At 68.1% G+C, this 22,567-nt stretch carries 24 protein-coding genes; 11 read left to right on the top strand and 13 right to left on the bottom strand.

Features of this window, described 5'->3' with window-relative positions; translation table 11 throughout:
- Window positions 1-7: 7 nt before the first annotated feature.
- The 4 genes from ABMA10_RS18720 to ABMA10_RS18735 form a co-directional block, all read right to left on the bottom strand.
- The gene (locus ABMA10_RS18720; protein WP_347869590.1) at window positions 8-577 is read right to left on the bottom strand and encodes a hypothetical protein; all 570 of its coding nucleotides are present in this window, start codon (window positions 575-577) and stop codon (window positions 8-10) included.
- A 69-nt stretch (window positions 578-646) separates the two neighbouring features.
- Window positions 647-1,162, bottom strand: a complete 516-nt coding sequence (locus ABMA10_RS18725) for a DUF427 domain-containing protein (RefSeq protein WP_347869589.1) — start codon at window positions 1,160-1,162, stop codon at window positions 647-649.
- A gap of 64 nt (window positions 1,163-1,226) precedes the next feature.
- A complete protein-coding gene (locus ABMA10_RS18730; protein ID WP_347869588.1) occupies window positions 1,227-1,718 on the bottom strand; it encodes a hypothetical protein in 492 nt (163 codons plus the stop codon).
- Window positions 1,719-1,740: 22 nt separating this feature from the next.
- Window positions 1,741-2,349 (bottom strand): helix-turn-helix domain-containing protein, encoded by a 609-nt coding sequence (locus ABMA10_RS18735; RefSeq protein ID WP_347869587.1) that lies wholly within the window; start codon window positions 2,347-2,349, stop codon window positions 1,741-1,743.
- Between the two features lie 107 nt (window positions 2,350-2,456).
- Here ABMA10_RS18735 and ABMA10_RS18740 point away from each other — a divergent pair, with 107 nt between their 5' ends.
- Window positions 2,457-3,431, top strand: a complete 975-nt coding sequence (locus ABMA10_RS18740; protein WP_347869586.1) for an NAD(P)/FAD-dependent oxidoreductase — start codon at window positions 2,457-2,459, stop codon at window positions 3,429-3,431.
- A gap of 90 nt (window positions 3,432-3,521) precedes the next feature.
- Window positions 3,522-3,896 carry an iron chaperone gene (locus ABMA10_RS18745; RefSeq protein WP_347869585.1) on the top strand — a complete coding sequence of 125 codons (375 nt, stop codon included), beginning with the start codon at window positions 3,522-3,524 and terminating at the stop codon, window positions 3,894-3,896.
- Between the two features lie 40 nt (window positions 3,897-3,936).
- On the opposite strand, the gene ABMA10_RS18750 is transcribed toward ABMA10_RS18745, so the two are convergent.
- From ABMA10_RS18750 to ABMA10_RS18770, 5 genes are all read right to left on the bottom strand, one after another.
- Window positions 3,937-5,118, bottom strand: a complete 1,182-nt coding sequence (locus tag ABMA10_RS18750; protein ID WP_347869584.1) for an SLC13 family permease — start codon at window positions 5,116-5,118, stop codon at window positions 3,937-3,939.
- 108 nt (window positions 5,119-5,226) lie between these two features.
- Complete coding sequence (locus ABMA10_RS18755) at window positions 5,227-5,604, bottom strand: DUF1801 domain-containing protein (RefSeq protein WP_347869583.1); 378 nt, start codon at window positions 5,602-5,604, stop codon at window positions 5,227-5,229.
- A gap of 4 nt (window positions 5,605-5,608) precedes the next feature.
- Complete coding sequence (locus tag ABMA10_RS18760; RefSeq protein WP_431030825.1) at window positions 5,609-6,679, bottom strand: C40 family peptidase; 1,071 nt, start codon at window positions 6,677-6,679, stop codon at window positions 5,609-5,611.
- On the bottom strand, window positions 6,582-6,932 hold the full coding sequence (locus ABMA10_RS18765) for a hypothetical protein (RefSeq protein WP_431030826.1): 351 nt from the start codon (window positions 6,930-6,932) through the stop codon (window positions 6,582-6,584). The genes ABMA10_RS18760 and ABMA10_RS18765 overlap by 98 nt, the downstream gene beginning before the upstream one ends.
- A gap of 186 nt (window positions 6,933-7,118) precedes the next feature.
- Window positions 7,119-7,739: a MarR family winged helix-turn-helix transcriptional regulator gene (locus ABMA10_RS18770; RefSeq protein ID WP_347869581.1), complete on the bottom strand. Its 621-nt coding sequence runs from the start codon at window positions 7,737-7,739 to the stop codon at window positions 7,119-7,121.
- 343 nt (window positions 7,740-8,082) lie between these two features.
- Here ABMA10_RS18770 and ABMA10_RS18775 point away from each other — a divergent pair, with 343 nt between their 5' ends.
- From ABMA10_RS18775 to ABMA10_RS18795, 5 genes are all read left to right on the top strand, one after another.
- Window positions 8,083-9,627: a sugar transferase gene (locus tag ABMA10_RS18775; protein WP_347869580.1), complete on the top strand. Its 1,545-nt coding sequence runs from the start codon at window positions 8,083-8,085 to the stop codon at window positions 9,625-9,627.
- Window positions 9,628-10,134: 507 nt separating this feature from the next.
- Window positions 10,135-11,415: a DUF1972 domain-containing protein gene (locus tag ABMA10_RS18780; RefSeq protein ID WP_431030827.1), complete on the top strand. Its 1,281-nt coding sequence runs from the start codon at window positions 10,135-10,137 to the stop codon at window positions 11,413-11,415.
- Window positions 11,412-12,194: a CDP-alcohol phosphatidyltransferase family protein gene (locus ABMA10_RS18785; RefSeq protein ID WP_347869579.1), complete on the top strand. Its 783-nt coding sequence runs from the start codon at window positions 11,412-11,414 to the stop codon at window positions 12,192-12,194. Before ABMA10_RS18780 ends, ABMA10_RS18785 begins: the two co-directional genes overlap by 4 nt.
- Window positions 12,195-12,316: 122 nt before the next feature.
- On the top strand, window positions 12,317-12,784 hold the full coding sequence (locus ABMA10_RS18790) for an adenylyltransferase/cytidyltransferase family protein (RefSeq protein WP_347869578.1): 468 nt from the start codon (window positions 12,317-12,319) through the stop codon (window positions 12,782-12,784).
- A gap of 95 nt (window positions 12,785-12,879) precedes the next feature.
- Window positions 12,880-13,602, top strand: a complete 723-nt coding sequence (locus tag ABMA10_RS18795; protein WP_347869577.1) for a polysaccharide deacetylase family protein — start codon at window positions 12,880-12,882, stop codon at window positions 13,600-13,602.
- A 116-nt stretch (window positions 13,603-13,718) separates the two neighbouring features.
- Here ABMA10_RS18795 and pip read toward each other — a convergent pair whose 3' ends face one another.
- Window positions 13,719-14,678, bottom strand: coding sequence for a prolyl aminopeptidase (gene pip, locus ABMA10_RS18800; RefSeq protein WP_347869576.1), 960 nt, complete (start codon window positions 14,676-14,678; stop codon window positions 13,719-13,721).
- Between the two features lie 106 nt (window positions 14,679-14,784).
- Window positions 14,785-15,672, bottom strand: a complete 888-nt coding sequence (gene ypfJ / locus ABMA10_RS18805; protein WP_431030828.1) for a KPN_02809 family neutral zinc metallopeptidase — start codon at window positions 15,670-15,672, stop codon at window positions 14,785-14,787.
- A 249-nt stretch (window positions 15,673-15,921) separates the two neighbouring features.
- Between ypfJ and ABMA10_RS18810 the strand changes: the two genes are divergently transcribed.
- The gene (locus tag ABMA10_RS18810) at window positions 15,922-16,896 is read left to right on the top strand and encodes a DUF6492 family protein (RefSeq protein ID WP_347869574.1); all 975 of its coding nucleotides are present in this window, start codon (window positions 15,922-15,924) and stop codon (window positions 16,894-16,896) included.
- Window positions 16,897-16,901: 5 nt separating this feature from the next.
- Here the strand turns inward: ABMA10_RS18810 and ABMA10_RS18815 are convergent, their stop codons facing one another.
- A complete protein-coding gene (locus tag ABMA10_RS18815) occupies window positions 16,902-17,543 on the bottom strand; it encodes a hypothetical protein (protein WP_347869573.1) in 642 nt (213 codons plus the stop codon).
- Window positions 17,544-17,634: 91 nt separating this feature from the next.
- Between ABMA10_RS18815 and ABMA10_RS18820 the strand changes: the two genes are divergently transcribed.
- The 3 genes from ABMA10_RS18820 (at window position 17,635) to ABMA10_RS18830 (ending at window position 21,668) form a co-directional block, all read left to right on the top strand.
- The gene (locus ABMA10_RS18820) at window positions 17,635-19,026 is read left to right on the top strand and encodes a polysaccharide biosynthesis tyrosine autokinase (RefSeq protein WP_347869572.1); all 1,392 of its coding nucleotides are present in this window, start codon (window positions 17,635-17,637) and stop codon (window positions 19,024-19,026) included.
- A gap of 105 nt (window positions 19,027-19,131) precedes the next feature.
- Window positions 19,132-20,364, top strand: coding sequence for a hypothetical protein (locus ABMA10_RS18825; RefSeq protein ID WP_347869571.1), 1,233 nt, complete (start codon window positions 19,132-19,134; stop codon window positions 20,362-20,364).
- Entirely contained in the window at window positions 20,361-21,668 is a 1,308-nt protein-coding gene (locus tag ABMA10_RS18830) for a lipopolysaccharide biosynthesis protein (protein WP_347869570.1), read from the top strand. Before ABMA10_RS18825 ends, ABMA10_RS18830 begins: the two co-directional genes overlap by 4 nt.
- Here the strand turns inward: ABMA10_RS18830 and ABMA10_RS18835 are convergent.
- The gene (locus ABMA10_RS18835) at window positions 21,622-22,500 is read right to left on the bottom strand and encodes a glycosyltransferase family protein (protein ID WP_431030829.1); all 879 of its coding nucleotides are present in this window, start codon (window positions 22,498-22,500) and stop codon (window positions 21,622-21,624) included. The genes ABMA10_RS18830 and ABMA10_RS18835 overlap by 47 nt on opposite strands.
- Window positions 22,501-22,567 lie beyond the last annotated feature (67 nt).

The following is a 22,567-nucleotide window of genomic DNA, read 5'->3' on the forward strand; positions in this document are numbered from 1 at the left end:
GGAGGCCTCAGTGGCCGACGTCCATCCAGCCGACGCGACGCCGCGACAGCGCCCGTTCGAAGGCGTAGAGCCCGCCGCCCGCGGCACCACCGACGCCGATGACGGCGAAGGCGACCACGCCGATCGTCGAAGCGAATCCGATCGGTGCCGCGATCAAGCCAGCGACGATCAGGACGAGGAACGCGGCTCCGCCACCGGCGATCCACGCTCGGCGCCCTGAACCCCGCTCGCCCCAGTGGTCGAGCACGCTGAGGGCGATCAGCGCTCCGACGGCGCCGACCGCCGCGAGCATGCCGCCCACGAGGCCGCCGACGAGCACAGCGATCATTCCGGCGTCGAAGGGGTGCGTGCCCAGGCGGCCGACGGTTTCGAGGAATGCGAAGCCGGCGGCGACCACAGCCCCCACGAGCGCACCCCCGGTGACAGCCACACCGAAGAGGGAGACGACCCGCAGGAGTGACCAGCCCGGGTCAGATGCTTCATCGAAGGCGTCCATCGTCTCGCCCTGCTCTCTGTGCGCACGCGCCTCGTCGTCGAAGGCGTCCTGCGGCTCAGCCTTGCACGACGCGCGATCCACCCCCAGGCGTTGCGTGCGCGTGAACGGCAGGTGTATGGCGGGCCGTGCGAAACCAGGCGCGGGGTGGGATCACCAGCCGAAGGTGCCGGCGGCTCCCTTGAACGGGCCGATGATGCCGCGGGTGATCCACCCACCGTAGAAGTCGCCCTCCTGCGCTTGGACGCGCTCGCCGTCGACCTCGCAGGCGTCCATCCGTCCCGGATACACGGCGATCATGCCGAAGAGCGGAGCGAAGCCCGGTCGGGGGTCCGGGTACGTCCAGGCTGCGGCTTCGGCGACGTGGTCACCCACCCGGACGTCGAGATAGTGCGCCTCGCCCTTGAACTCGCACATGCTGGTGCCGTCGACGGGCACGAGCACCCCGGTCCTGAAGTCGGCTGCCGGGACGTAGTAGACCGGCGGATGACTCGTCTCGAGCACCCGCACCGCGGACGTCGACTCGGCGATGACCTCGTCGCCGAAGCGGATGACGATCCGCTCGTCGCGCGGTTCGACGCGGGGTGGGCGGGGATACTCCCACACCGACTCCTCGCCGGGTCCTGGTGGGATCGGGACGGGTCGACGGAATCGTGAGGAGCTGGGCATCGCCCCACTCTGCCCGGTCCACCTGGGCAGCGCCCGCGAACCACGGGAGGACGATCCGTCCGCTTCAGGACCCGTCGACCGGCACGGAGGCCGCTGCCGGGCGGAGCGCGCTCCAGAGCAACCAGGCGCCGGCGATCACGTAGGACACCATCAGCAGGATCGTCGTCGTCCAGCCGAGGTCGAACACCACCGGGATCACCGGGGATCCCCCGAGCCCGGCGTCGGTCGTGCTCCAGTTCGACGACAACAGCGCGAGCACGATGAAGACGACAGCGGTCGCCGCGATCGGGGCGAGGGTGGCGGTCCACTTCTGCCGGTTCGTCCACGCTCGGGAACGCCACAGCATGACCATGCCGGCGACCCAGCCGACGAAGGGCACGACGATGCCGCCGAGCATCACGAACAGTGCGGCGGTGACGGCGAAGCCACGTCGTTCGAGGATCTGGTCCGCGAACGGGCGGTCGTCCGCGGGTTGCTGCGGTTGCGCGTCATCGTCCGGCCCGGTCATCGGCTCCCCCACGTCGGTCGTGGTCGACCGGTCGCCCCAGCCTGGCATGCGATGCCTCGGACGGGAAGCGTCAACGGCCACCGGTCGTCTTCGCGCGCACATGCATCCGCTCGCCCTGCTTGCCGAACAGGCTGAGGAATTCGACGGGCGAGGCGTCTGCGCGCCCGAACCAGTGCGACACCCTCGTGTCGAACTCGGCGACTTCGCCCGGTGGCAGCACGATGTCCTGATCACCGAGCATGAGACGCAGCCGCCCGTTCAGGACGTACAGCCACTCGTACCCCTCATGGACCTTCTGCTCGCCTGGCGCCTGGGGCCCGTCGCCGCCGTGGATGACGTGCTTGTACGCCTGGAGGCCGCCGGCTCGGCGCGTCAACGGCAGCATGGTCTGCCCGTAGCGCTGGATCGGTTTGAGGTGCACTCGAGGGTCGCCGGCCTGCGGGGCACCGACGAGGTCGTCGAGCGGGACCTGGTGCGCTCGAGCGAGCGGAAGCAACAGTTCGAGGTTGGGACGGCGCTGACCGGACTCGAGTCGGGAGAGCGTCGAGACGGAGATGCCGGTGTCGACTGAGAGTGCTGCGAGGGTCGTGCCGCGATGCTGCCGGATCGCACGGAGTCGTGGGCCGACGGCGTCCAGGACGCCGTCGATGGTCGGCTCCACGTCGTGTCGATGCGTCATGGGACGATTCTCGCCGTTCGTTGCCGGTTCGGCAACTCTCCTTGCCGTTTCAGCACAATGCGGCGCACGCTGGATCCACACGTAGCGAACGACCGATGGGACGAACCATGACCAGCACCACACCCACTCCAGCACCCGCCGACGCCCTCGTCGATGCGATCATCGTCGGAGGCGGTGCAGCAGGGCTCAGCGCCGCGATCATGCTCGGCCGCTCGCGCCGGTCCGTCGTCGTCATCGACGGTGGGGATCCCCGCAACGCTCCAGCGGCCGGCGTCCACGGTTTCCTGACGCGCGACGGCATCCCGCCGAGAGAGCTGCTCCGGCTGGGACGTGCCGAGGTCGCCGGCTACGGCGTCCACGTCATCGACGGTCAGGTCACCGGCGCGACACGCGTCGACGGCGGCTTCGCTGTGACGATCACCGACGGCACCGTCGTCCGCAGCCGCCGTCTCCTCATCGCGACCGGCACCGGCGACGAACTGCCGGACATCCCCGGTCTCCACGAACGGTTCGGCCGCGACGCCCTGCATTGCCCGTACTGCCACGGCTGGGAGGTGCAGGATCAGGTGATCGGCATCCTCGGCACGAATGCGGAAGCCGCAGCCCATCAGGCGCAGCTCTTCCGCCAGTTGAGCGACCGCATCGTGATCCTGCGGAACACCGCCGGCGCCTTCACCGTCGAACAGGAGGAGGCGTTCGCCGCGCGGGGCATCGAGATCGTCGACGGCATCGTCGAGCGGCTCGACGTCACGGACGACCGACTCACCGGCGTCGTCCTGGCCGACGGCCGGACATTGGCGGTCGACGCGCTGGCCGTCGCTCCTGTCGCCCGCGTCCGCGTCGCACCGTTCGCCGGGCTCGGTCTGCTGCCCGCACCACATCCTCGGGGCGCTGAGTTCGGTGATGCGCTCCCCGTCGACGCGATGGGTGCGACCGCCGTCCCTGGTGTGTGGGCGGCCGGAGATGTGACGAACCTCCGACCCCAGGTCCTGCAGGCTGCTGCGGCCGGATCGATGGCCGGTGTCGCGATCAACGCCGACCTCGTCGAGGACGACGTCCGACGCGCCCTCGCAGATCGGTAGCACCACCCCTGTCGCCTGCCGGGTCGACGTGGGACGATGGCGTCACGGGTGCAGCTGCGCCCGACGCCATCGTTCCACCGGGGGTCCACCATGGCAGGCGCACCGACCACGATCGACGACTACCTGGCGACACAGCCGAGCGACGCGGCCGACGCCATCGAAGAGATCCGCCTCCGGGTGCACCGGGTCGTCCCCGAGATCACCGAGGCCATCCGCTACGGCATGCCGACGTTCATGCTCGACGACCGGTACCTCCTCTACCTCGGCGCGTGGAAGCACCACATCGCGCTGTATTCGATCCCGCCGTTCGACGAACCGCTGCAGAGCGCCGTCGCCGACTACCGAGCGGCGAAGGACACACTGCAGTTCCCGTTCAGTCGTCCGATCCCGTTCGACCTCGTCGAGCGCATCGTCTCCGAGTTGCTCGCGAGGCGCCGTGCCGCCGACGCCCGGCACGAGCACTGATCCCGGTCCGCACGGCGCTCGGACAGCCGGGACAGTGCGGTCACTGGGCGAGCCAGAGACCGACCGTCGATGCGGCGACCGTGAGCGGTGCGACCAGGAGTCCGAGCAGCATGAACCGGCCCCAGCCGAAGCGGACGTCGGCGGCGACCAGGCGGCTGTGCCAGAGCAGGGTGGCGAGTGAGGCCCACGGGGTGATGAGCGCACCGGCGTTCACCCCGATCAGCAGCGCGGCGAACCGCACCGGGTCGCCGGCGACCGGTTCGAGCGCGAGATAGGCGGGCAGGTTGTCGACGAGGTTCGCGCTCAGGAGGCCGACGCCGGCGAGCTGCAGCAACGCGGGCAGCGAGTCGCCCGCCCCGGCCACCGATGCGAGCAGCGTGCCCAGGCCGAGCGAGTGGGCGGCCTCGACGACGAGGAACAGGCCGGAGGCGAGCAGCACCAGCTGCCAGGGGATGAGCGCCACCCGAAGCGCATGTCGACGACGCACGAGGAAGCAGCCGGCGAGCACCAGTGCAGCGGCCGACGCCGGCATCCACACGGGGAGACCCGAGACGAGCAACGGCAGCAGCACGACGACGACCACTCCGGAGGTGACGAGCAGCACACGGTCGTGTTCCGCGGGCTCGAGTTCCACGATGTACGGCTCGGACAGCTGGCGCCGGTAGACGATCGCGAGGACGACGCACGGCACGACGACCGCGATGATCGCTGGCACCAGCATCAGGGCGGCGAACCCGCTAGGCCCGAGGGCATCGCCGCCCGCCGACGCGGACGCCTCGTCGATGGCGTGCTCTGCGAGCAGGTTAGTCAGGTTCGACACCGGCAGGAGGAGCGATGCGGTGCACGCGAGCCAGACGGTCGTGAGCGCGAACGGGATCGGAGAGAGTCCGGCGTGTCTGGCGAGGGTGATCACGACCGGGGTCAGCAGCACCGCGGTGGTGTCGAGTGAGAGGAACACCGTGCTGAGGGTGGCGAGCGCGACGACGAGCAGCCAGAGCAGCCAGGTGCTTCCCCGGCCCCATCGCACGAGCCGGGAGGCGACGACCGCGAAGAGTCCGGCCTCCGCCGCGAGTTCTGCGACGACCGTGATGGCGACGACGAACAGCAGGATCGGCCAGACGCGCTGCGCGATCCCGACGGCCTCCGGGCCGGGCAGGACGCCGGTGAGGATCGCGACGGAACCGAGGACGAGCAGGACGAGCCCGAGCAGGGCACTGCGCACGGCGACTCCTTCGATACCAGCCCGGCCGCGAGTGCACGCCCGCTCGGCAGTCGATCATACGACGGCGGCCGCATGACGCACGTCGATCACTCGTCGAGCGAGGTGTTGTCAGGCGCGCACCCACCGGCCGATCAGCGCGACGAGCGTCGGCTCGTGCTCCGCGGCCTCGTCGACGCTCGCGAAGGTCACGACGCCGCGGTCCGGTGCCGCCCAGACGACGAGCCCTGACGGATCATCGAAGACGAATGCCTCGGTGTCGTCACGCGAGCGAGCACCCCGGTGCAGGATGATGCGGATGCGGTTGGCCGGGTGCAGCGCGAACGTCACCCGGTCCTCGCCGTCGAAGACGAAGCTCGGCGCCTTCCACTTCAGGTGTTCCGTCAGGCCGTCGTCAGAGGCCATGATCGCGCTCCGCAATCGCACGACAGCCGGCTTCAGCTGATGCGTGAGCGCGTCGAGGTACGCGTCCACCTCCGGGGCCCCCATGGGATCAGCCCGTCGGACGACCGACGTATGCAGCCACGTCGCCGGAGCCCCAGATGATGCCGACACGGGTGCCGGCACGCTCGTTCGCGGCTTCGACGATCTGCCCGTTCCCGAGGTAGATGGCCACGTGGTAGTAGTCGTAACCGCTCGACCAGAAGATGAGGTCGCCGCGCTGCTTCTGACCGTATGGCACCAGCCGGCCCTGCGACTGCATCGTGTAGTACTGGTTGGTCGCGGAGTGCGTCCCGATGCCGCTGCCGTAGGCCGCGCGGGTCAGGCCGGAGCAGTCCCAGACGTTCGGGCCGGAGCCGCCGAGCTGGTATCCCTTGCCGACCTGGGCGAGCGCGAACGCGATCGCCGATTCGACACCTGCGGAGTTCGGAGGCGGCACGGCGCCGCCACCACCGCCGCCACCTGATGAACCGCCGCCGCCACTACTCGATCCTCCGCCGGACGAACCGCCACCGGAGGCGGGAGGCTGGTTGGCCGCTGCTGCCGCTGCCGCCTCGGCGGCCTGGCGAGCCGACTCACCGGTGGCGTAGCCGCGTTCGGTCTCAGCGGTCGTGTTCTTCAACGATGCGAGCTGCGCGTACAGCTCGTCGGCCTGCTGCTCCTGGATGGCCACCGCCGCAGACGCTGCTGCAGACGCCGCCTCCGCCTCGTCGTACTTGGTCTGCGCCTCGCCCTCGAGACGCTCGCGCTCGGTCGTGGCCAGCTCTGCCTGCTCGGTCAGGCCGCTCGCGGCGTTGCGGTCGGTGACCGCCTCCGCGTAGCTGGCCGCGTTGCGCTCGCCGAGCTTGTCCATGACCGACAGACGGGCGAGGAGATCATCGGACTTGCCCGCGCCGAGCATGAGGTCGAGGGAGACGTCGCTGCCGCCGCTGCCCCTGGTGAGTTGCGCGACGAGCGCGCCCGCACGCTGCTTCGAGGTCTTCGCGGCGGCAGCAGCGGTGTCTGCCTGCTCGCGCAGAGCGGCTTCACGAGCGGTCGCCTCGGTGACCGAGTCCTGCGCCTGACGATAGGCCTCCGCGGCGATCTGCGCGGTACGGAACGCGGCGTCGGAGGTCGCCTGCAACGAGGGCGATGAGCGAGGTGATGTTCGTGATCTCAGCGGCCTTCGCGCTCTCGCTCGACTTCGCTGCCTCGACGTCCGCCCAGCTCGGGTAGTCGTCGGCCTGAGCGGGAAGCGCCCCGAAGGTCAGAGATGCGGTGACGACGCCGAACGACACGGCCATCGCCAGCCAGGGGCGCCGGAAGCCGTGCTGCCCACCGGGCGTTCGTGCGGGGGTCATCATTCTCCAGTCCGGCGACACGATCTGAGTGTTCACGGCGGGTCGCTGCCGAGTTCAAGTCACAAGAGTCACAATAGAAACTTTGATCACACTAGTCACTCTTGCCTCTGAGCGCCAGCTCGGATACCCCCGAACGGGGCACGGAGTCGCTCGGCGCGGGCGCACTCGTCCCCGGACAGTGTCGACGGACGGCACCTCGACACACTCGGTGACCGGATCGACTCAGGCTGAGTCGACGTCTTCGGGAGACCAGCGCGCGGACTCACCGGAACGGATGATGGCGAGCAGTTGATCCCTGAGCGCCGACTCGTCCGGCAGCTCCGGGAAGACGTCTGCTTCCAGCCGATGAGCAGCGTTCCAGGCATCGTCCCCGGCAGGCGTTCGGCTGACGACATGGCGTCGACGATCGTCCACCGCCGCGATCCGTTCGATGTGGCCCGCTCGCTGCAGACGATCGAGCGTGCGGGACATCGTCTGGTTCTGCACCCGGGCCCGCCGTGCAAGTTCCTTCTGGCTGGCCGGTCCGCTGTCGAGCAGGTGCAGCACGATGAGGCCGGCGTGCGTGACGCCGATGCCGTCCAACGCCTGCTGCCAGGTGTGCTCGATGAGCCGCGACGCCGTCGAGAGGAGTCGACCGGTCGGCCAATCGGCCATCGGATCACGGGTCGCTTCGGCGGGCGCACCACCTGTCGCCCGCACTCCATCCATGGCACCAATGTACTCCCCGTACCAGGGCACGAGCCCCAGACGACGGTTCGCGGCCGCCACCCGCACGGTGGTGTCCCCCGTCAGCAGCGCCACATCCTGCGCGACGGACTCCGTCGCCGACAGCGCGGAACACAACGGAATCGTGTGTCTTGCACCCGCCACACCCCCAGAACTGGGGTCCGTAACCCCCCTGGAGTGGGGGAACCGTCGATGACCCCCGCTCCATACAGTGGAGGGATATCCAAGGGGGACGCTCATCTGGGTCGACATCGTCGATCGGTCGTGGGCAACACGAGTGACGTCGCGTTCTCCGCGAGTGACCCGAATCGCTCGTGCGCACCGCATACCCGAACCACACACCCGAATCTTCTCAAGTGGATAGCAGCCTCATGACGACGCACCCGAATCGCCGTCGGAATTTCCGATGGACCCCTCGAACCCTCTCCCCCTCGTTCAACGCAGCGCAGCTGGTCTGCGCATGACCGCCGAACTGAACGAGAACCCGTTCCCGATCGCAGCTCCCTTGTCGAGTCCGATCAGCTTGGGACGCAGACGTCGGGCGAGTCTCGCCACGGAGACATCCACCGCGACGGTCAAGTCGCTGTCGCAACGGGAGTGGTCCAGACGTTATCGCCACCGAGTCGTCCTGACGGACAGCGCCATCGCTGTGTTCGCCGTCGCTGCCGCGTTCGTCGCGCGCTTCGGTGATGAGCCCGCCGGTGCGGACGCACAACAGTTGTACGTTCCGATCTCCGCTGCGATCGCATTGGTCTGGATCGCATTCCTGGCATTCGTGCGCACCCGTGACAGTCGCATCATCGGCTCGGGGGTCACCGAGTACAAGCGCGTGGTCAACGCGAGCGCGTTCGCCTTCGGCCTTCTCGCGATCGTCTTCCTCGTCACCAAGATCGACATCGCCCGCGGGTACTTCATCCTGGCGTTCCCGATCGGCACGATAGCGCTTCTCGCCTCACGATGGCTCTGGCGCAAGTGGCTCATCAGCCGCCGTCAGGTGGGCGAGTACACCGCCCGCACAGTCGTGGTCGGGAAGCGCGACGACGTCGAGTACGTTCTCGGGCAGATCGCGAAGCAGCACAGCCTGAGCTACACCGTCGTCGGTGCCGCCGTCGTCGACGAGGACACCGCGGAGCCGTTCGAGAGCCACGGGCGCACGGTACCCGTCGTCTCGCACATCGAAGGCGTCGCCCAGGCGGCGTCGAACCTCACCGCCGACGCCGTCATCATCGCCGGTCCCGTCGACGGCGGCAGCGACTACGTCCGCCGACTCGGTTGGGATCTCGAGGGGACGGCCACCGAGCTCGTGCTCGCCGCGCGCCTCACCGACGTCGCCGGACCACGGATCCACTTCCGTCCCGTCGAGGAGCTGCCGCTCATCCACGTGGAGATCCCGCAGTTCGAAGGCGGACACCACATCATGAAGCGCGCGCTCGACGTCGGCCTCACGAGCGTCGGCCTGTTGCTGATCTCCCCGTTCCTTGCGCTGATCGCCCTCGCGATCAAGCTCGACGGGCCGGGCCCGGTGCTGTTCCGCCAGGAGCGCGTCGGCCGCAACGGCGAGCGGTTCACGATGTTCAAGTTCCGCTCGATGATCACCGATGCCGAGGCAGCACTGCCCGAACTGATGGCGCAGAGCGAAGGCAACGGCGTGCTCTTCAAGATGAAGAACGATCCTCGTGTCACCCGCGTCGGCCGCATCCTGCGGAAGTTCTCGCTCGACGAGTTCCCGCAGCTGTGGAACATCCTCACGGGCGACATGAGCCTCGTGGGTCCGCGCCCCCCGCTCGCCAGCGAGGTCGCGGAGTACGAGAAGGACGTCCACCGCCGCCTGCACATCAAGCCGGGCCTCACCGGCATGTGGCAGGTCTCCGGCCGCTCGGACCTCAGCTGGGACGAGAGTGTCCGCCTCGACCTCTACTACGTCGAGAACTGGTCCATCACCGGCGATCTGATGATCATGTGGCAGACGGTGAAAGTGGTGCTGAAGCCCGTCGGCGCATACTGATGCACGTCGCGCCCACCCCCTGTCGTCCTGCACATCGTGTGTTGCCCCCAAAGCGAGGGGTGTCCTGCAAAAAGAGGACAAATACCCTTCCAGAGGGGGCAACACTTCGATACAGTCGTCTTCACCACCGCGAACTGGTGACACCCTCGGCACCCGAAACACCCGAACCCGCCGGGGCGATCCACCTGGTCAATGACGTCACTCGCACGCATGAACCCGATCCTGCGACGAGACCCGCAACGCTTACCCGAGCCGACCGCGCCTCCACCCCGCCTTCACCCGACGGCGGTTGCAGCCGGCGCATGCTCGCGAGCGGGGCCATCGTCGTCGTGCACCGGAACACCACCGGACACCCGATACCCGAACACCGGCACCCGAAACGCCGGCAAGCAGCACCATCGCGCAGACCCGAAATCACTGCGATGGTCGCTCAACCATGAGAGACCCGAACTCAGCTATGTCCAGTACCCTGCAGTTCTTCCCGCGACCCGCATCGGCGAAGACCCGATGAGCGCCCGCTCCGGAGACGTCCGCCCACGCAAGAGCGTCGCGCACGGCCGACAGGCCGATGGCACCCTCCGCATCGCCATGGTCGGCACGCGCGGCGTCCCTGCCGCCTACGGCGGTTTCGAGACCGCAGTCGAGGAGATCGGTAGCAGGCTCGCCGCCCGCGGCCACGACGTCACCGTCTACTGCCGTCGCACCGCCACCGAGCAGCCCGCAGAGCACCTCGGCATGCGTCTCGTGCACCTGCCTGCGCTCCACATGAAGGTCGCGGAGACGCTCAGTCACACGGCGCTGTCCGTCCTCAACATGGCGTTCACCCGTCGCCACGACGCCGCGTTCGTGTTCAACGCGGCGAACGCCCCCTTCGTCCCCTTCATCCGCGCGAAAGGCGTTCCGACGGCCGTGCACGTCGACGGGCTCGAGTGGAAGCGTGCGAAGTGGAGCGGTTCCGGCAAGCGCTACTACCGTTGGGCCGAGGAGCGCTCCGTCCGCACCGCTGATGCGCTCATCGCCGACGCGGCGGGCATCGCCGACTACTACGAGCAGCAGTTCGGGGTTCCGACCGAGCTCCTCACGTACGGCGCGAAGATCCTCGAGCAGCCGCGAACCGATCTGCTGGCCACCGCCGGTGTCGAGGCAGATGCGTTCCACCTCGTCGTCGCCCGGTTCGAGCCGGAGAACCACGTCGACCTGGTCGTCGAGGGCTTCATCCGCAGCACTGCCACGCACCCGCTGGTCGTCGTCGGCTCCGCGCCCTACGGCGCCGAGCACAGCGACCGCATCGCGGCCCTCGCCGCGAGCGACCCCCGCGTGCACCTGCTCGGCGGCGTCTGGGACCAGGACCTCCTCGACCAGCTGTACGCCGGAGCACTCACCTACATCCACGGCCACTCGGTCGGCGGGACGAACCCCTCGCTCCTCCGCGCCATGGGTGCGGGCACCGCCGTCATCGGCTTCGACTCCGTGTTCAACCACGAGGTCGTGGGCGCCACCGGCACCTTCTTCTCCACCGCGGACGACGTCGCCACGCTCGTCGAGCAGGCGGAGCAGGACCCCGCGGCGACGGCGGCCCTCGGCGCAGCGCTCCAGACCCGTGCCGCAGCGAACTACCGCTGGGACGACATCGCCGACGGCTACGAGTCGCTCGCACTCCGTCTCGCGGACGGTGCGACCATCCGCGGCACGGGCCGCTTCCCCCGCCTCCCCATCGACTGGAACCCGAAACCGGTCGAGCACACCCACCCGACACGCATCATCGAGACCACCGGAGGCTTGGCATGACCCGAATCACTGCCGACACCCGTTCGACCACCAAACCGATCGACGAGTCCTACGCCGACATCGTCGCCCGCCTGGCAGGCGCGCAGAAGAAGCGCGCAGCAGGCGCCCCGGCGTACTCCATCTACGTGAACCGCAAAGCGGGCCGATACCTCGCCGCCGGCGCCTACAAGGCGGGGCTCACACCGAACATGGTCACCGGGATCTCCGCCGTGTTCACGTTCTCCGGCATCGCAATGCTCATCCTGCTGCCCATCGAGTGGTGGTCGGGCGTCGCCGTCTGGCTCGCGCTCGCCATCGGCTATGCGCTCGATTCCGCGGACGGCCAGGTCGCGCGGCTCCGCGGCGGCGGGTCCGCCAGTGGCGAATGGCTCGACCACGTCGTCGATTCCGCCAAGACGTCGACGCTCCACCTGGCGGTACTGATCACAGCGTTCCGCAGCTTCGATCTGCCGGATGTCTCCCTGCTCCTGATTCCGATCGGCTACTGCATCGTCGGGGCCGTCTCGTTTTTCGCGATGATCCTCAACGACCAGCTCAAGCAGGCTTACGGGTACCCGACGTCGACCGCGGAGGGGAAGAGCACGCCATTGCGTGCGCTTCTCGTCATCCCGACCGACTACGGCTTCCTCTGCCTCACCTTCCTCCTGCTCGGCGCCCCCTACGTGTTCTTCGCCGTGTACACGCTGATGTTCATCGCCAACGCGGGGCACCTGTTCCTCGCTTCCATCAAGTGGTTCCGCGACATGTCGAAGCTCGACGACGCTCGCGTCTCTGCCTGACCAGCCCCGAACGGGCGGCACCCGAAGGTGGACTCTCCGCCGACCCATCTCATCCCTAGGCTCGCAACAGGCTCATGGATGCGCCGAAGACGTCCACACGCACCCACGAGGGGAACTTCATCATGATTGAACGCAGCGGCCGCGTCGGCTACGCAGCCGGCGCCTTCGACCTCTTCCACGTCGGCCACCTGAACATCCTGCGGCACGCGAAGAGCGCGTGCGACTACCTGATCGCCGGCGTCGTCTCGGATGAGCTTCTCCGCACTCGCAAGCGCATCGAGCCCGTCGTGCCCCTCACCGAGCGCCTCGAGATCGTCCGGCACATCGGCTTCGTCGACGAGGCCGTGGAGGAAACCTGGGACGACAAGCTCCAGGCCTGGGAAGCGCTCCGTTTCGACATCTTCTTCAAGGGCGACGACTGGCGCGGCACCGCCGAGGGACTCCGCCTCGAGGAGGAGTTCGCCAAGGTCGGCGTCGAAGTCGTGTACTTCCCGTACACGATGAGCACGTCGAGCACCGCTCTGCGGCGCGCACTCGCCCAGCTCGAGGAGCAGCGAGAACTCGACTCCACGCTCGCCGTCCAGGCCTGATCCGCACGTCGCACCCGCGATCGATCACACCGCATCCCCATCGGCTCCACGGGGAGGTACTGTTGGACGGATCGACACACAGGGTGGTGCAGAACATGACGAAGGCTCGGCAAGCGCTGCTGGCACGCCTCACCGGTTCGCTGCCCGTCCACGGCTCGATCGTGGGTGTCGCGACCGACGAACGCGCGGTCGTCATCACCTACGGCGACGGCCCCAGCCCCGACGGCACCCCAGGCGTCCTCGACGCCCTCGCCGAGGCCGGAGCGACGGCGACCTTCTTCGTCCTGGTGGGGCGCGCGCGGCAGCACCCCGACCTCCTCGCCCGCATCGTCGCTGAAGGTCACGAGATCGCGTTGCACGGCGGCGACCACGTCCGTCTCACGGACTTCTCCGAAGAGGACGCCTACCGCCGGACGCTCGAGGCGAAGCGGGAGCTCGAGCAGTTGAGCGGCGAGCGGATCGAGTGGTTCCGGCCACCCTACGGCGCGCAGAGCATCGAGACCTGGATGGCCGTGAAACGTGCAGGCCTGCAGACCGTGCTTTGGACCGCCACCGCCTGGGACGTGAAGGACGTCGGCGAGCATGAGCGCGTCGCCCACGCCGTCCGCCACTGCCACCAGGGATCGATCCTGCTCGCACACGACGGCTTCGCCGGCCCCGCCGACGGCGTCGACGACGGCCCGGAACCCGAGGTCGATCGCGGAGCCCTCGCGGCGGAACTGCTCAGCGGCTTCGCCCGCGAGGGCCTGGTCGGGCGCTCCCTCCGGGACGCCCTGGCCGCCGGAAAAGCCGTCCGCAGGGCTCGCTTCTCCGAGTAGTACGTAGGTCATGGGGCTGCTCCCCCCGAGGCTGTCGAAGAGCCTCCACACCGGGACGTGCGCCCTTCGGCACGCTCACGGACCGGGACGGCCATCCAGGACGGGGCCGCGCCGCCTCAGCCTTTCGCGAACCGGTCCGTCGCGTCGATGAGCGCTGCGAGGATGCCCGGCTCGTCGAAGGCGTGCCCGGCGTCGGGGACGAGCGTGAAGTCGGCTTCCGGCCACGCCTGGTGGAGGTCCCACGCGGTGAACGCCGGGGTGCACATGTCGTAGCGGCCCTGCACGATCACGCCGGGGACGTCCGCGAGCTTTCCGGCGTCGCGGATGAGCTGGCCGGGCTCGAGCCAGCCCTTGTTCGTGAAGAAGTGGTTCTCGATGCGAGCGAACGCGACCGCGAAACGCGGGTCGGTGAACCGGGCGACGGTCTGCTCCTGCGGGAGGAGCGTGATGGTCGACGACTCCCAGCGCGCCCAGGCGACCGCGGCCGGTCCGTGGACCGCCGGATCCTCGTCGAACAGGCGTCGGTGGTACGCCTCGATGAGGTGGCGTCGTTCCTGCTCAGGGATCGGCTCCAGATATCCCTCCCACAGGTCGGGGAAGACCGCGGATGCGCCGCCCTCGTAGAACCAGTCGAGCTCGGCGTCGCGCAGGGTGAAGATGCCACGGAGGATCAGCTCCGAGACGCGCTTCGTGTGCTTCTGGGCGTACGCGAGGGCGAGCGTCGACCCCCAGGAGCCGCCGAACACCATCCAGCGCTTGATCTTCAAGGCCTTCCGCAGCACCTCGAGGTCGGCGACGAGGTGCCAGGTCGTATTGGTCGTGAGATCTGCCGCGGGGTCGCTTGCATGCGGGGTGCTCTTGCCGCAGCCGCGCTGGTCCACGAGGACGATCCGGTAGCGCTCCGGATCGAAGAGGCGCCGGTGGGTCGGGCTGGTCGCGCCACCCGGGCCGCCGTGCAGGAAGACGACGGGCTTACCGTCCGGGTTGCCGGAGGTCTCCCAGTACAGGGAATGGCCGTCGCCGACGTCGAGCATGCCGGTCTCGTACGGCTCGATCTCGGGATACATCTCACCCATGGTGTTCACGTCCTTCCGCGCGGCTCCCGGCATTGTCGGGGCAGTCGCTCCTCTAGCATGGCGTGGATCGGCACCGCCCGGCGCCACCACACCGATTCCGGTGTCGTCAGAGCTGCCCGGCGGGCACTGAGAACGTGTCGCAGGCACTGGGCCCGCTTTGATAGCCGGTCATGAACCAACGCTGCCGCTGCTCCGCTGAACCGTGGGTCCAGGCCTCGGGGTTCACCTGTCCGGTCGACGCCTCCTGGATGCGGTCGTCGCCGACCGCGGCCGCCGCGCTCAGCGCGTCGTCGATCTCCTGCTGGGTGACGGGCTTCAGGAATGCCACGCCCTTCGCGTCCTCGGTGTCGGACGCCGCAGCCACCCAGGCACCGGCGAAGCAGTCGGCCTGGATCTCGATCCGCACGGAGTCGGACGAAGGTCCGGTGCCACTGCGGTCTGCGCGGTCCATGATGCCGGTGAGTGACTGGATGTGGTGACCCCACTCGTGCGCGACGACGTACATCTCAGCGAGCGGGCCGCCAGACGCGCCGAAGCGGTCGCGGAGCTCGGCGTAGAAGCTGGTGTCGATGTAGATGGTCGCGTCCGGCGGGCAATAGAACGGTCCGGTCGCGCTGGACGCCGCCCCGCAGCCCGTGTTCGTCTGCTGGTCGAAGATGATGAAGTCGGCCGGGGACGTGTACTGGACCCCGAGCGCGGGCAGCTCTTCACTCCAATAGGCGTCGAGGGACGAGTAGGCACCGCCCATGCGACAGTCGACGTTGGCGTTCGCATCGGCGCCCGTCTGGCACTCCTCCGAGAGCAACGTCTCCTCACCGTTCTGACCGCCGGCCGTGCCACCACCGAGGATCCCCGTGAGATCGACGCCGAGGAACTGCGAGATCAACGCGATCGCGATGACGCCGATCGCGCCACCACCCACCGCGATGCCGGTCGTCCGACTACGTCGCTTGACCTTGTTCCCGCTGATGTCCGCGTTGTCGTTGAACGTCATGATCGCACCCTACCGCGCCGTCGAGCACAGGCAAGGAACAGCACTCCGAGGCGAACGATTCAGCACGGTGACGCCCCCCGCATGTTGTCCCCCCTGATCTGGGGCTACAGGGCGCTCGCGTCGCGCCATACGCTGGAACCTGTTCAACAGCCGCTGTTTCGCTCGCCCGACCCGAATCCGGTGGGCGAGACAGGGCCGAACCATCATCTCGCCGCTCAGACGGCCATCATTCCGGAGCGAACGGACGCAGTGGACACGAACACCTCACCGGTCGCCGTGACGTTCGTGACGGTCGTCTTCGAACCGGAACTCGAGCTTCTGCGACTGCAGGCGCGGTCGATCGCGCGGTACGTCGCTCCCGAGATCGTTGACTCGATCGTCGTCATCGACAACACCGTCGCCGGGCTCCGCCCTCGCGCCCGGCGCAGGCTGACGGAGGCATACGGCAGCCTCGCGCTCAAGCTCGACATCGTCCGCCCATCAGAACTCCTCGCAGACCCCGTCGCAGCGAGTGGCTGGCGAGTGCAACAGGCCTTGAAGCTGTTGATCGCCGACCGTATCGCCACCGACTGGTACCTCGTCCTCGATGCGAAGACCGTCTTCATCTCTCCCACGGCGATCCGGGAGCTTTTCACGGATGATGGTCGACCGCTCGGCGGAGTGCACTCCTACGAACACCACCCACTCCTGCCGCAACTGCGCACCGTCATCGCATACGCCGGACTCGACCCTGACCCGCTCGTCGGCGGATTCACGTCGACCGCGACGCCTTTCCTCTTGTCGACGGAAGCCGTGCGGTCCCTCGTCGGAACCGTGGGGTCACGTCATCCACAGGGCTTCTCCGCAGAGTTCGAGAGCGCCGGACTCACCGAGTTCTTCCTCTACACCGCCTCGCGCCTCGCCGACGGTGAAGCCCTCGGGGATGTCGTGTCCGGGGATCCGCTCGAAAGCCCGACGGTGTGGCCACGCCATCGTTCCGGCCGACAGGTCCAGGCGGTCCTCGACGACGCTCGCACCGGGTCCGCGACCACGATGGCCGTCCATCGCACTGCACTGGCACGGATGGACCGGGCCGGCGTGGCCGCCGTCTCGCAGTTCTGGGTCGAACGCGGACTCTTCCCATCGACGGCCGCGGCGAAACGCTTCATCGCCACCTATCGAGCGAGGTACTTCCCGGCGATGGCCGTGCGTCGGCTCCGCATCCGCTTCGGACGGAAGTCGTGATGCCTTCAGCGAGCGGCGAGCGACACGAGCCGTTCGATGTGTCCCACGAGCACGGCGGTGTATTCGTCGACGGCTTGGAGCACGTCGCCGTGTCGTGCCCCGCGATCGGTGTGGGCGTCGAGGATGGCCAGCCCGGCGGTCGCCCGGCGCGTCGAGCGACTCGCCTTCGGGCCTCCGTCCGACATGAGGCCGCGACGGCTGTTCAAGACTCCTGCGACGGCGGCGACACGATCGTCGGATGCGGCGATCGCGTCCAGTTCCGGCACCGACGGCTGCAGTTCGAGCAGACCGACTGCTTCGACGAGCGTGAAGGTCTTCGCTCTGGCGGATGGCGTGATCGCGCCGACACTGCCGCGAGCGGTCGCCGTCATCGTCAGGATCAACTGAGCCTTTGCGATCGCCTCCTCGTCGAGCTGCGACGCGACATGCTGTGCGGCGAAGGCAGCGCCGCCCGCAGGCATCAGCCGCCGGTACACCTCAGCGCAGATCTTCGCGCCGTCGACCGTCTCGGTGCCGGCGCTCGCGACGGACAGAGATTCCAGCCTGAAGGCGGCAGGCAGCTCGCCCTGCAGACGGAAACCGGCGAGCGGCGAACGGCAGACGTTCGCGCGGCAGACGGCGAGAACGCCGGGTGAAACATTCGTCACTCTGGCCTCCTGAGAACCGCCTAGAGTATACCAACGCAGCGGGACGGTCCCATCGACCCGACCGTTCATCCTTGACCACGGGGGACCCGAAATGACACTGCACGAGTATGTCCAGACCCTTCGCAAGTACTGGGTAGTCATCGCCGTCCTGGTCCTTGTCGGGTTCGCGTCGGGCTACGTCGTCGCGAAGACCCAGGTGCCGCTCTTCCGCTCCACGAGCAGCGTGCTGCTGTCGGCCGAGCGCGGTGAGAGCACCTCTGAACTCGCCCAGGGCTCGAACTACATCCAGAGCCTCGTCCAGACGTACGCGCTGCTCGCCGAGTCCAACCTCGTCCTTCAGCCGGTCGTCGACGAACTGGACCTCGACACCACGGTGGCGCGACTCAGCAAGTCCGTCTCCGCGGACTCCCCGCTGAACACGGCCATCATCGAGATCTCGGTCGTCGACTCCGAGCCGGAGCGCGCCCAGCAGATCAACGACGCGGTCGTCGCGTCGCTGTCGAGCGCCGTCGCCGGGGTGTCGCCTCAGGACGATCAGGACAACCCCACGGTGCGGCTGACGAGCATCAACTCAGCAGCCTTGCCCACCGTCCAGTTCTCACCGAGTTCGACGCTCTACGCCGCGGTCGGCGGGGCCATCGCCCTACTACTCGGAATCGTGTTCGCCTTCGTCCGGCGAGCCCTGTCCACACGCATCACCGACGCGTCCGACGTCGCACACGACACCACCGCCCCCATCCTCGGCGAGATCTCGGAGGCCCGGCGGGGCGCCCCGGTCCTCGTGTCGTTGCGCACCAACCCCCAGGGTCTCGTCGCCGAATCCTTCCGCACCCTTTCGGCGAACCTCAGATTCGCCAGCATCGACCGTCCGATCCGATCGGTCGTCGTGACCTCCGCGCAACCCGACGAGGGGAAGAGCTCCGTTGCCATCGGTCTGGCCCAGCAGCACGCCGAGGCCGGCCAACGGGTGCTGCTCATCGACGCCGACCTCCGCCACCCGACCGTCGCCTCATACACGCAGCTCGACGGCACCGTGGGCCTGACCTCGGTGCTTCTCGGCCAGTACGACCTCCAGGACGCCGTGCAGTCGTGGGGTTCCGAGACCCTCGACGTGCTCACGGCAGGGACGACTCCGCCCAATCCCAGCCAGCTGCTGAGCTCGTCCAGCATGCGCCTGCTCCTGGAGCAAGCCTCCTCCGGGTACGACCTGGTCGTCATCGACTCCGCACCGATCATCACCGTGACGGACTCGCTCTGGCTCGGGAACATGGCCGACGGCATGCTCATCGTCGTGCGCGAGCGGTTCACGCGGCACCGTCACCTCGCGAAAGCCGTCGCTGCGGTGGAAGGCGCACGTGCCGAGCTCGTCGGCGTCGTGCTCAACCGGGTGAAGCGCGGGGACCGGAACAGCAAGTACTACACCTCGGAGGTCGAATCAGCATCGAGCGTCCGCCGGGCCGTCGCCGAGCGCCTCGGCCGCTGATCGATGGTCATCATCCCAACGACGCTCCGGGGACGACCGCGCCCCGCGTGGGCGAGCCGCCCCGCGGCCGACCCGGATCGGGGTCGCAAGGCAGTTGAGTGGGCTGTGGCCGCCGCCCTGTGCGTCGCCATCGGAATGCGGTACCCCCGTTACGACGACATTCTGTTCGCTGCTGCGGCGAGTGCGATCATCGCTCCGCTCTGGCTGGGCAACGTCCGGCGTTACCAGGGCGCTGCCGCCGTCCTCATCCTCGGAGTGCTGGCCATCCTGTCCGGCCTACTCCTCACCGGTTTCGCTGCCGGGGGCCATGAGGTGTCGAGCTACCTCAGCACAATGAACTCTGCCCGGATCGCCGGCGTGCTCCTGTTCGTCGGGGCGTTACTCTGGGCGCGGACCATTCTCGGCACACCTTTGGTCGCCTCGTTCTACGGAGCGGGCATGATCTTCGCGCTCCCGTTCGGGGCGTCCTTCGCCACGAATCCGTGGAAGTTCGGACTGTCGGTGCCGATCGCCATCTTCGTCCTCGGTCTCGCATGGGCCTTCGGGCACCGTTGGGTGGACATCGCACTGCTCACGGCGCTCAGCCTGGTCAGCGCTGCGAACGACTCCAGATCTGCGGCAGCCATGTTCCTCATGGCCGCAGCGATCGTGACGATGCAGCGCATTCCGGTCGCCCGCGGTCGAGCGCACGCCTGGTGGGCGCTGGGCCGAATGGCGATCGTCGGCTACCTCGTGTTCCTCCTCGCGCAGGCGGCCATTCTGGAGGGCTACCTCGGGACGAGCACGGAGCAGCGCTCGGAGGCGCAGATCGAGGCGTCCGGCTCGCTCATCCTCGGAGGCCGTCCAGAGCTCGGTGCAACGGTGTCGCTCCTCCTCCATCAGCCCAGCGGATATGGCTCCGGGACCGCGCCGTCGATGACCGACGTGCTGGTCGCCAAGTCGGGTATGAGCTCGCTCGGGTACGACCCCAACAACGGATACGTCGAGCGCTACATGTTCTCCCCGGGCTTCGAGGTCCACTCGATCATCGGTGACGTCTGGATCCTGTTCGGTGTCGTCGGGCTCATCTGGCTGCTCATCACAGTCGGTTTCGCCTTGTTCGGCGTCTCGACACGGCTGACTGACCGTCGGATCAGCGGCTTGGAGCTGTTCCTTGGCATCCGCACGGTGTGGGACCTGTTCTTCAGCCCTCTCCCCAGCTCCCTGGTCACGATGACCCTGTTCATCGCGGTCATCCTGATCAGTCGAGTGCCGGCCGCCCGCCCGACGTCACCACCTGAGGACCTCGATCCATCGCGCCCTCCCCGACCTCACGCCATGCTTGGACCTGTTTCTTGAACACCTTCAAATCAGTCGGCGCCAAAGCCGTCACCATGCTCATCGCGCTCATCTGTGGGCTTACGACGACGCGCCTGATCATCGCCGATGCCGGCGTGCACGAATACGCGCTCTACACGCTCGTCGTCGCCCTTCCCGGACTCGTCGCCTTCGCCGACCTCGGCTCCGGCGCCGTCCTCGTGAACCGCATCGCCACGACCGATCATCCACGGAACGATCCAGGACTCACCGCGCAGGTGACGACCGTGGGCAGGATCATGCTCTCGTTCGCGGCCGTTCTGATGACGGTGAACACGGTCTTCCTCTTGGCTGGCGTGTGGCCGGCGTTCCTCGGCGACGCCGGCGACATCCCGGGTTCATCACTCGCGGCATTCCTCGCCATCGCCGTCTTCTGCTGCAGCATCCCGCTCGGCATCTGGACGCGGATCCTGCTCGGTCTGCAGCGGAACCACATCATCATCATGATCCAGGGCGTCCAGTCCCCGCTGACCCTCCTCCTGATCTGGCTGATGCTCACCATCGGTCCCGACACGCTGCATCCGTACCTTGCCGTGGGGTCGCTGCTCGCGGCCGCCGGCGTCGCGCTGACGGGCTTCCTCCTCGCTCGCCGATTCACCAGCCCGCTCCTCGGGACGGCAGCCCGACGGATCCCGTTCGTCCGCAGGTACCCTGGAGTCCGAGTGATGGACATGGGCTGGCCGATGTTGGCACAGCTCCTCGCGACGCCTCTTTCGATGCAGTCGCAGCGGTTCGTCCTCGCGCAGTTCGTCTCCGCAGCCTCCCTGGCTCAGTACGCGATGGCCGGACAATTCTTCTTCGCCCTGCAGGGGCTTGTCAGTGCTGCCGGACTCACGCTGTGGCCGCGGTACGCGAAAGCTCGAGCGAGCGGCCACCGGACCACAGGACCGTTCATCATGGCGGCGTGCTTCGCGGGCGGGGTACTCCTCTTCACCGCCGGCATGCTGATTGTCGGACCATGGGTGTTCGGCTTCATCTCTGGCGGCAAGATCGAGGTCCCCGTCGAGATCATCCTCGCGTTCGGCGCGATGGTCGCCGCGCAGGCGGCTCTCTATCCGCTGGGCATGTTCATGATGGACACGGCGGGCGTCCGATTCCAGGTGGCTCCGACGCTCCTCATGGCAGCGAACTCGGTGGCGCTCGCCTTCCTCCTGACGCCGACGCTCGGCGCCGTCGGTCCGATGCTCGGCAACGCGGCCGCCGTCACGGCCTGCCAGATCGTGCCCTACGCGCTCCGGATCAGGCGTCTCGGAACCGGGACGGCAACTGTTCGAGAGCCTCGGTGACACGCCTCCAGTAGGCGGCAGTGGTGTACTGCCGGTCGTGGAACGCGGCTGCGAGTCGCTCCGACCGCTCTCGGCGTTCGACGGGGTCGTCCAGCAGCGCGGAGATCGCGGTTGCGAGCGCCTCAGGATCGCTGGGCGAGACGAACACTACCTCGTCGTCGGTGAAATACTCGTCGAGTCCGCCGGCCCGGGTCGCTACCGCGGCGCCACCGGCTGCAGCGAGTTCGAGCAGGGTCGTGATCCCGCTCGCGTGGAGGTTCGGAGACACGCTCACCACGGTGACCTCGGCGGCGCGGTACAGGGCTACGAGTTCGGTCACCGTCGTGGTAGGGCGCGTCTCGACTGCAGCGTCGCCGGACATGACGTTCTTGTTGGACGCGATCCGCAGTGACGGCCCACCGAGGATCCGGTGTGCGGCTTCGAGCGTGCGCCAGTCCCGGGCCCGGTCGTTGCCGACCGAGAGCAACCGAGGCACCTGATCGAGTGTCTCCACCTCCGGCCCCGCAGCAAACACGGTGGACACACCGAACGGCACGTACCGATGCTGCCCGCGAGGCACGAGCGCGCGGCCGGCCTCCGCATTGGGTTTGGCGTTGGCGACGAACAGGTCCACCCTCCCCAACGCGAACCTCATGAGACGCTGCAACCAACGCGGATGCTTCGGCCACTCGGCGAACAACCAGATCGTCTGGCCGACCAGGATCGGTCGCGTGATGCGCAGGAGGCGAAAGACGAGGCCGGCGCCGAGGTACTCGACCTCACTGTGGCAGTACACGTACTCGGACCGCCTCAGGTCGCGAAGGTGGAGGAGCGTCTGCCCGACGTCGAACACGAGGACGCGCTTCGAGAGTCTCTAGATACGAGCCGCGAAGCCGTCAGGACGCCCTCCCCCGAGGACG

The sequence above is a fragment of the Plantibacter sp. RU18 genome, from assembly GCF_050613355.1.
Taxonomy (GTDB): domain Bacteria; phylum Actinomycetota; class Actinomycetes; order Actinomycetales; family Microbacteriaceae; genus Plantibacter.

Bases quoted from the DNA above. Each gene is read 5' to 3' on its own strand.
- ABMA10_RS18735 (WP_347869587.1), bottom strand. From the start codon at position 2,349: ATGACGCATCGACACGACGTGGAGCCGACCATCGACGGCGTCCTGGAC.
- ABMA10_RS18780 (WP_431030827.1), top strand. From the start codon at position 10,135: ATGAGCGCCCGCTCCGGAGACGTCCGCCCACGCAAGAGCGTCGCGCAC.
- ABMA10_RS18740 (WP_347869586.1), top strand. From the start codon at position 2,457: ATGACCAGCACCACACCCACTCCAGCACCCGCCGACGCCCTCGTCGAT.
- ypfJ (WP_431030828.1), bottom strand. From the start codon at position 15,672: ATGACGTTCAACGACAACGCGGACATCAGCGGGAACAAGGTCAAGCGA.
- ABMA10_RS18730 (WP_347869588.1), bottom strand. From the start codon at position 1,718: ATGCCAGGCTGGGGCGACCGGTCGACCACGACCGACGTGGGGGAGCCG.
- ABMA10_RS18820 (WP_347869572.1), top strand. From the start codon at position 17,635: ATGACACTGCACGAGTATGTCCAGACCCTTCGCAAGTACTGGGTAGTC.
- ABMA10_RS18790 (WP_347869578.1), top strand. From the start codon at position 12,317: ATGATTGAACGCAGCGGCCGCGTCGGCTACGCAGCCGGCGCCTTCGAC.
- ABMA10_RS18785 (WP_347869579.1), top strand. From the start codon at position 11,412: ATGACCCGAATCACTGCCGACACCCGTTCGACCACCAAACCGATCGAC.
- ABMA10_RS18755 (WP_347869583.1), bottom strand. From the start codon at position 5,604: ATGGGGGCCCCGGAGGTGGACGCGTACCTCGACGCGCTCACGCATCAG.
- ABMA10_RS18725 (WP_347869589.1), bottom strand. From the start codon at position 1,162: ATGCCCAGCTCCTCACGATTCCGTCGACCCGTCCCGATCCCACCAGGA.
- ABMA10_RS18775 (WP_347869580.1), top strand. From the start codon at position 8,083: ATGACCGCCGAACTGAACGAGAACCCGTTCCCGATCGCAGCTCCCTTG.
- pip (WP_347869576.1), bottom strand. From the start codon at position 14,678: ATGGGTGAGATGTATCCCGAGATCGAGCCGTACGAGACCGGCATGCTC.
- ABMA10_RS18795 (WP_347869577.1), top strand. From the start codon at position 12,880: ATGACGAAGGCTCGGCAAGCGCTGCTGGCACGCCTCACCGGTTCGCTG.
- ABMA10_RS18745 (WP_347869585.1), top strand. From the start codon at position 3,522: ATGGCAGGCGCACCGACCACGATCGACGACTACCTGGCGACACAGCCG.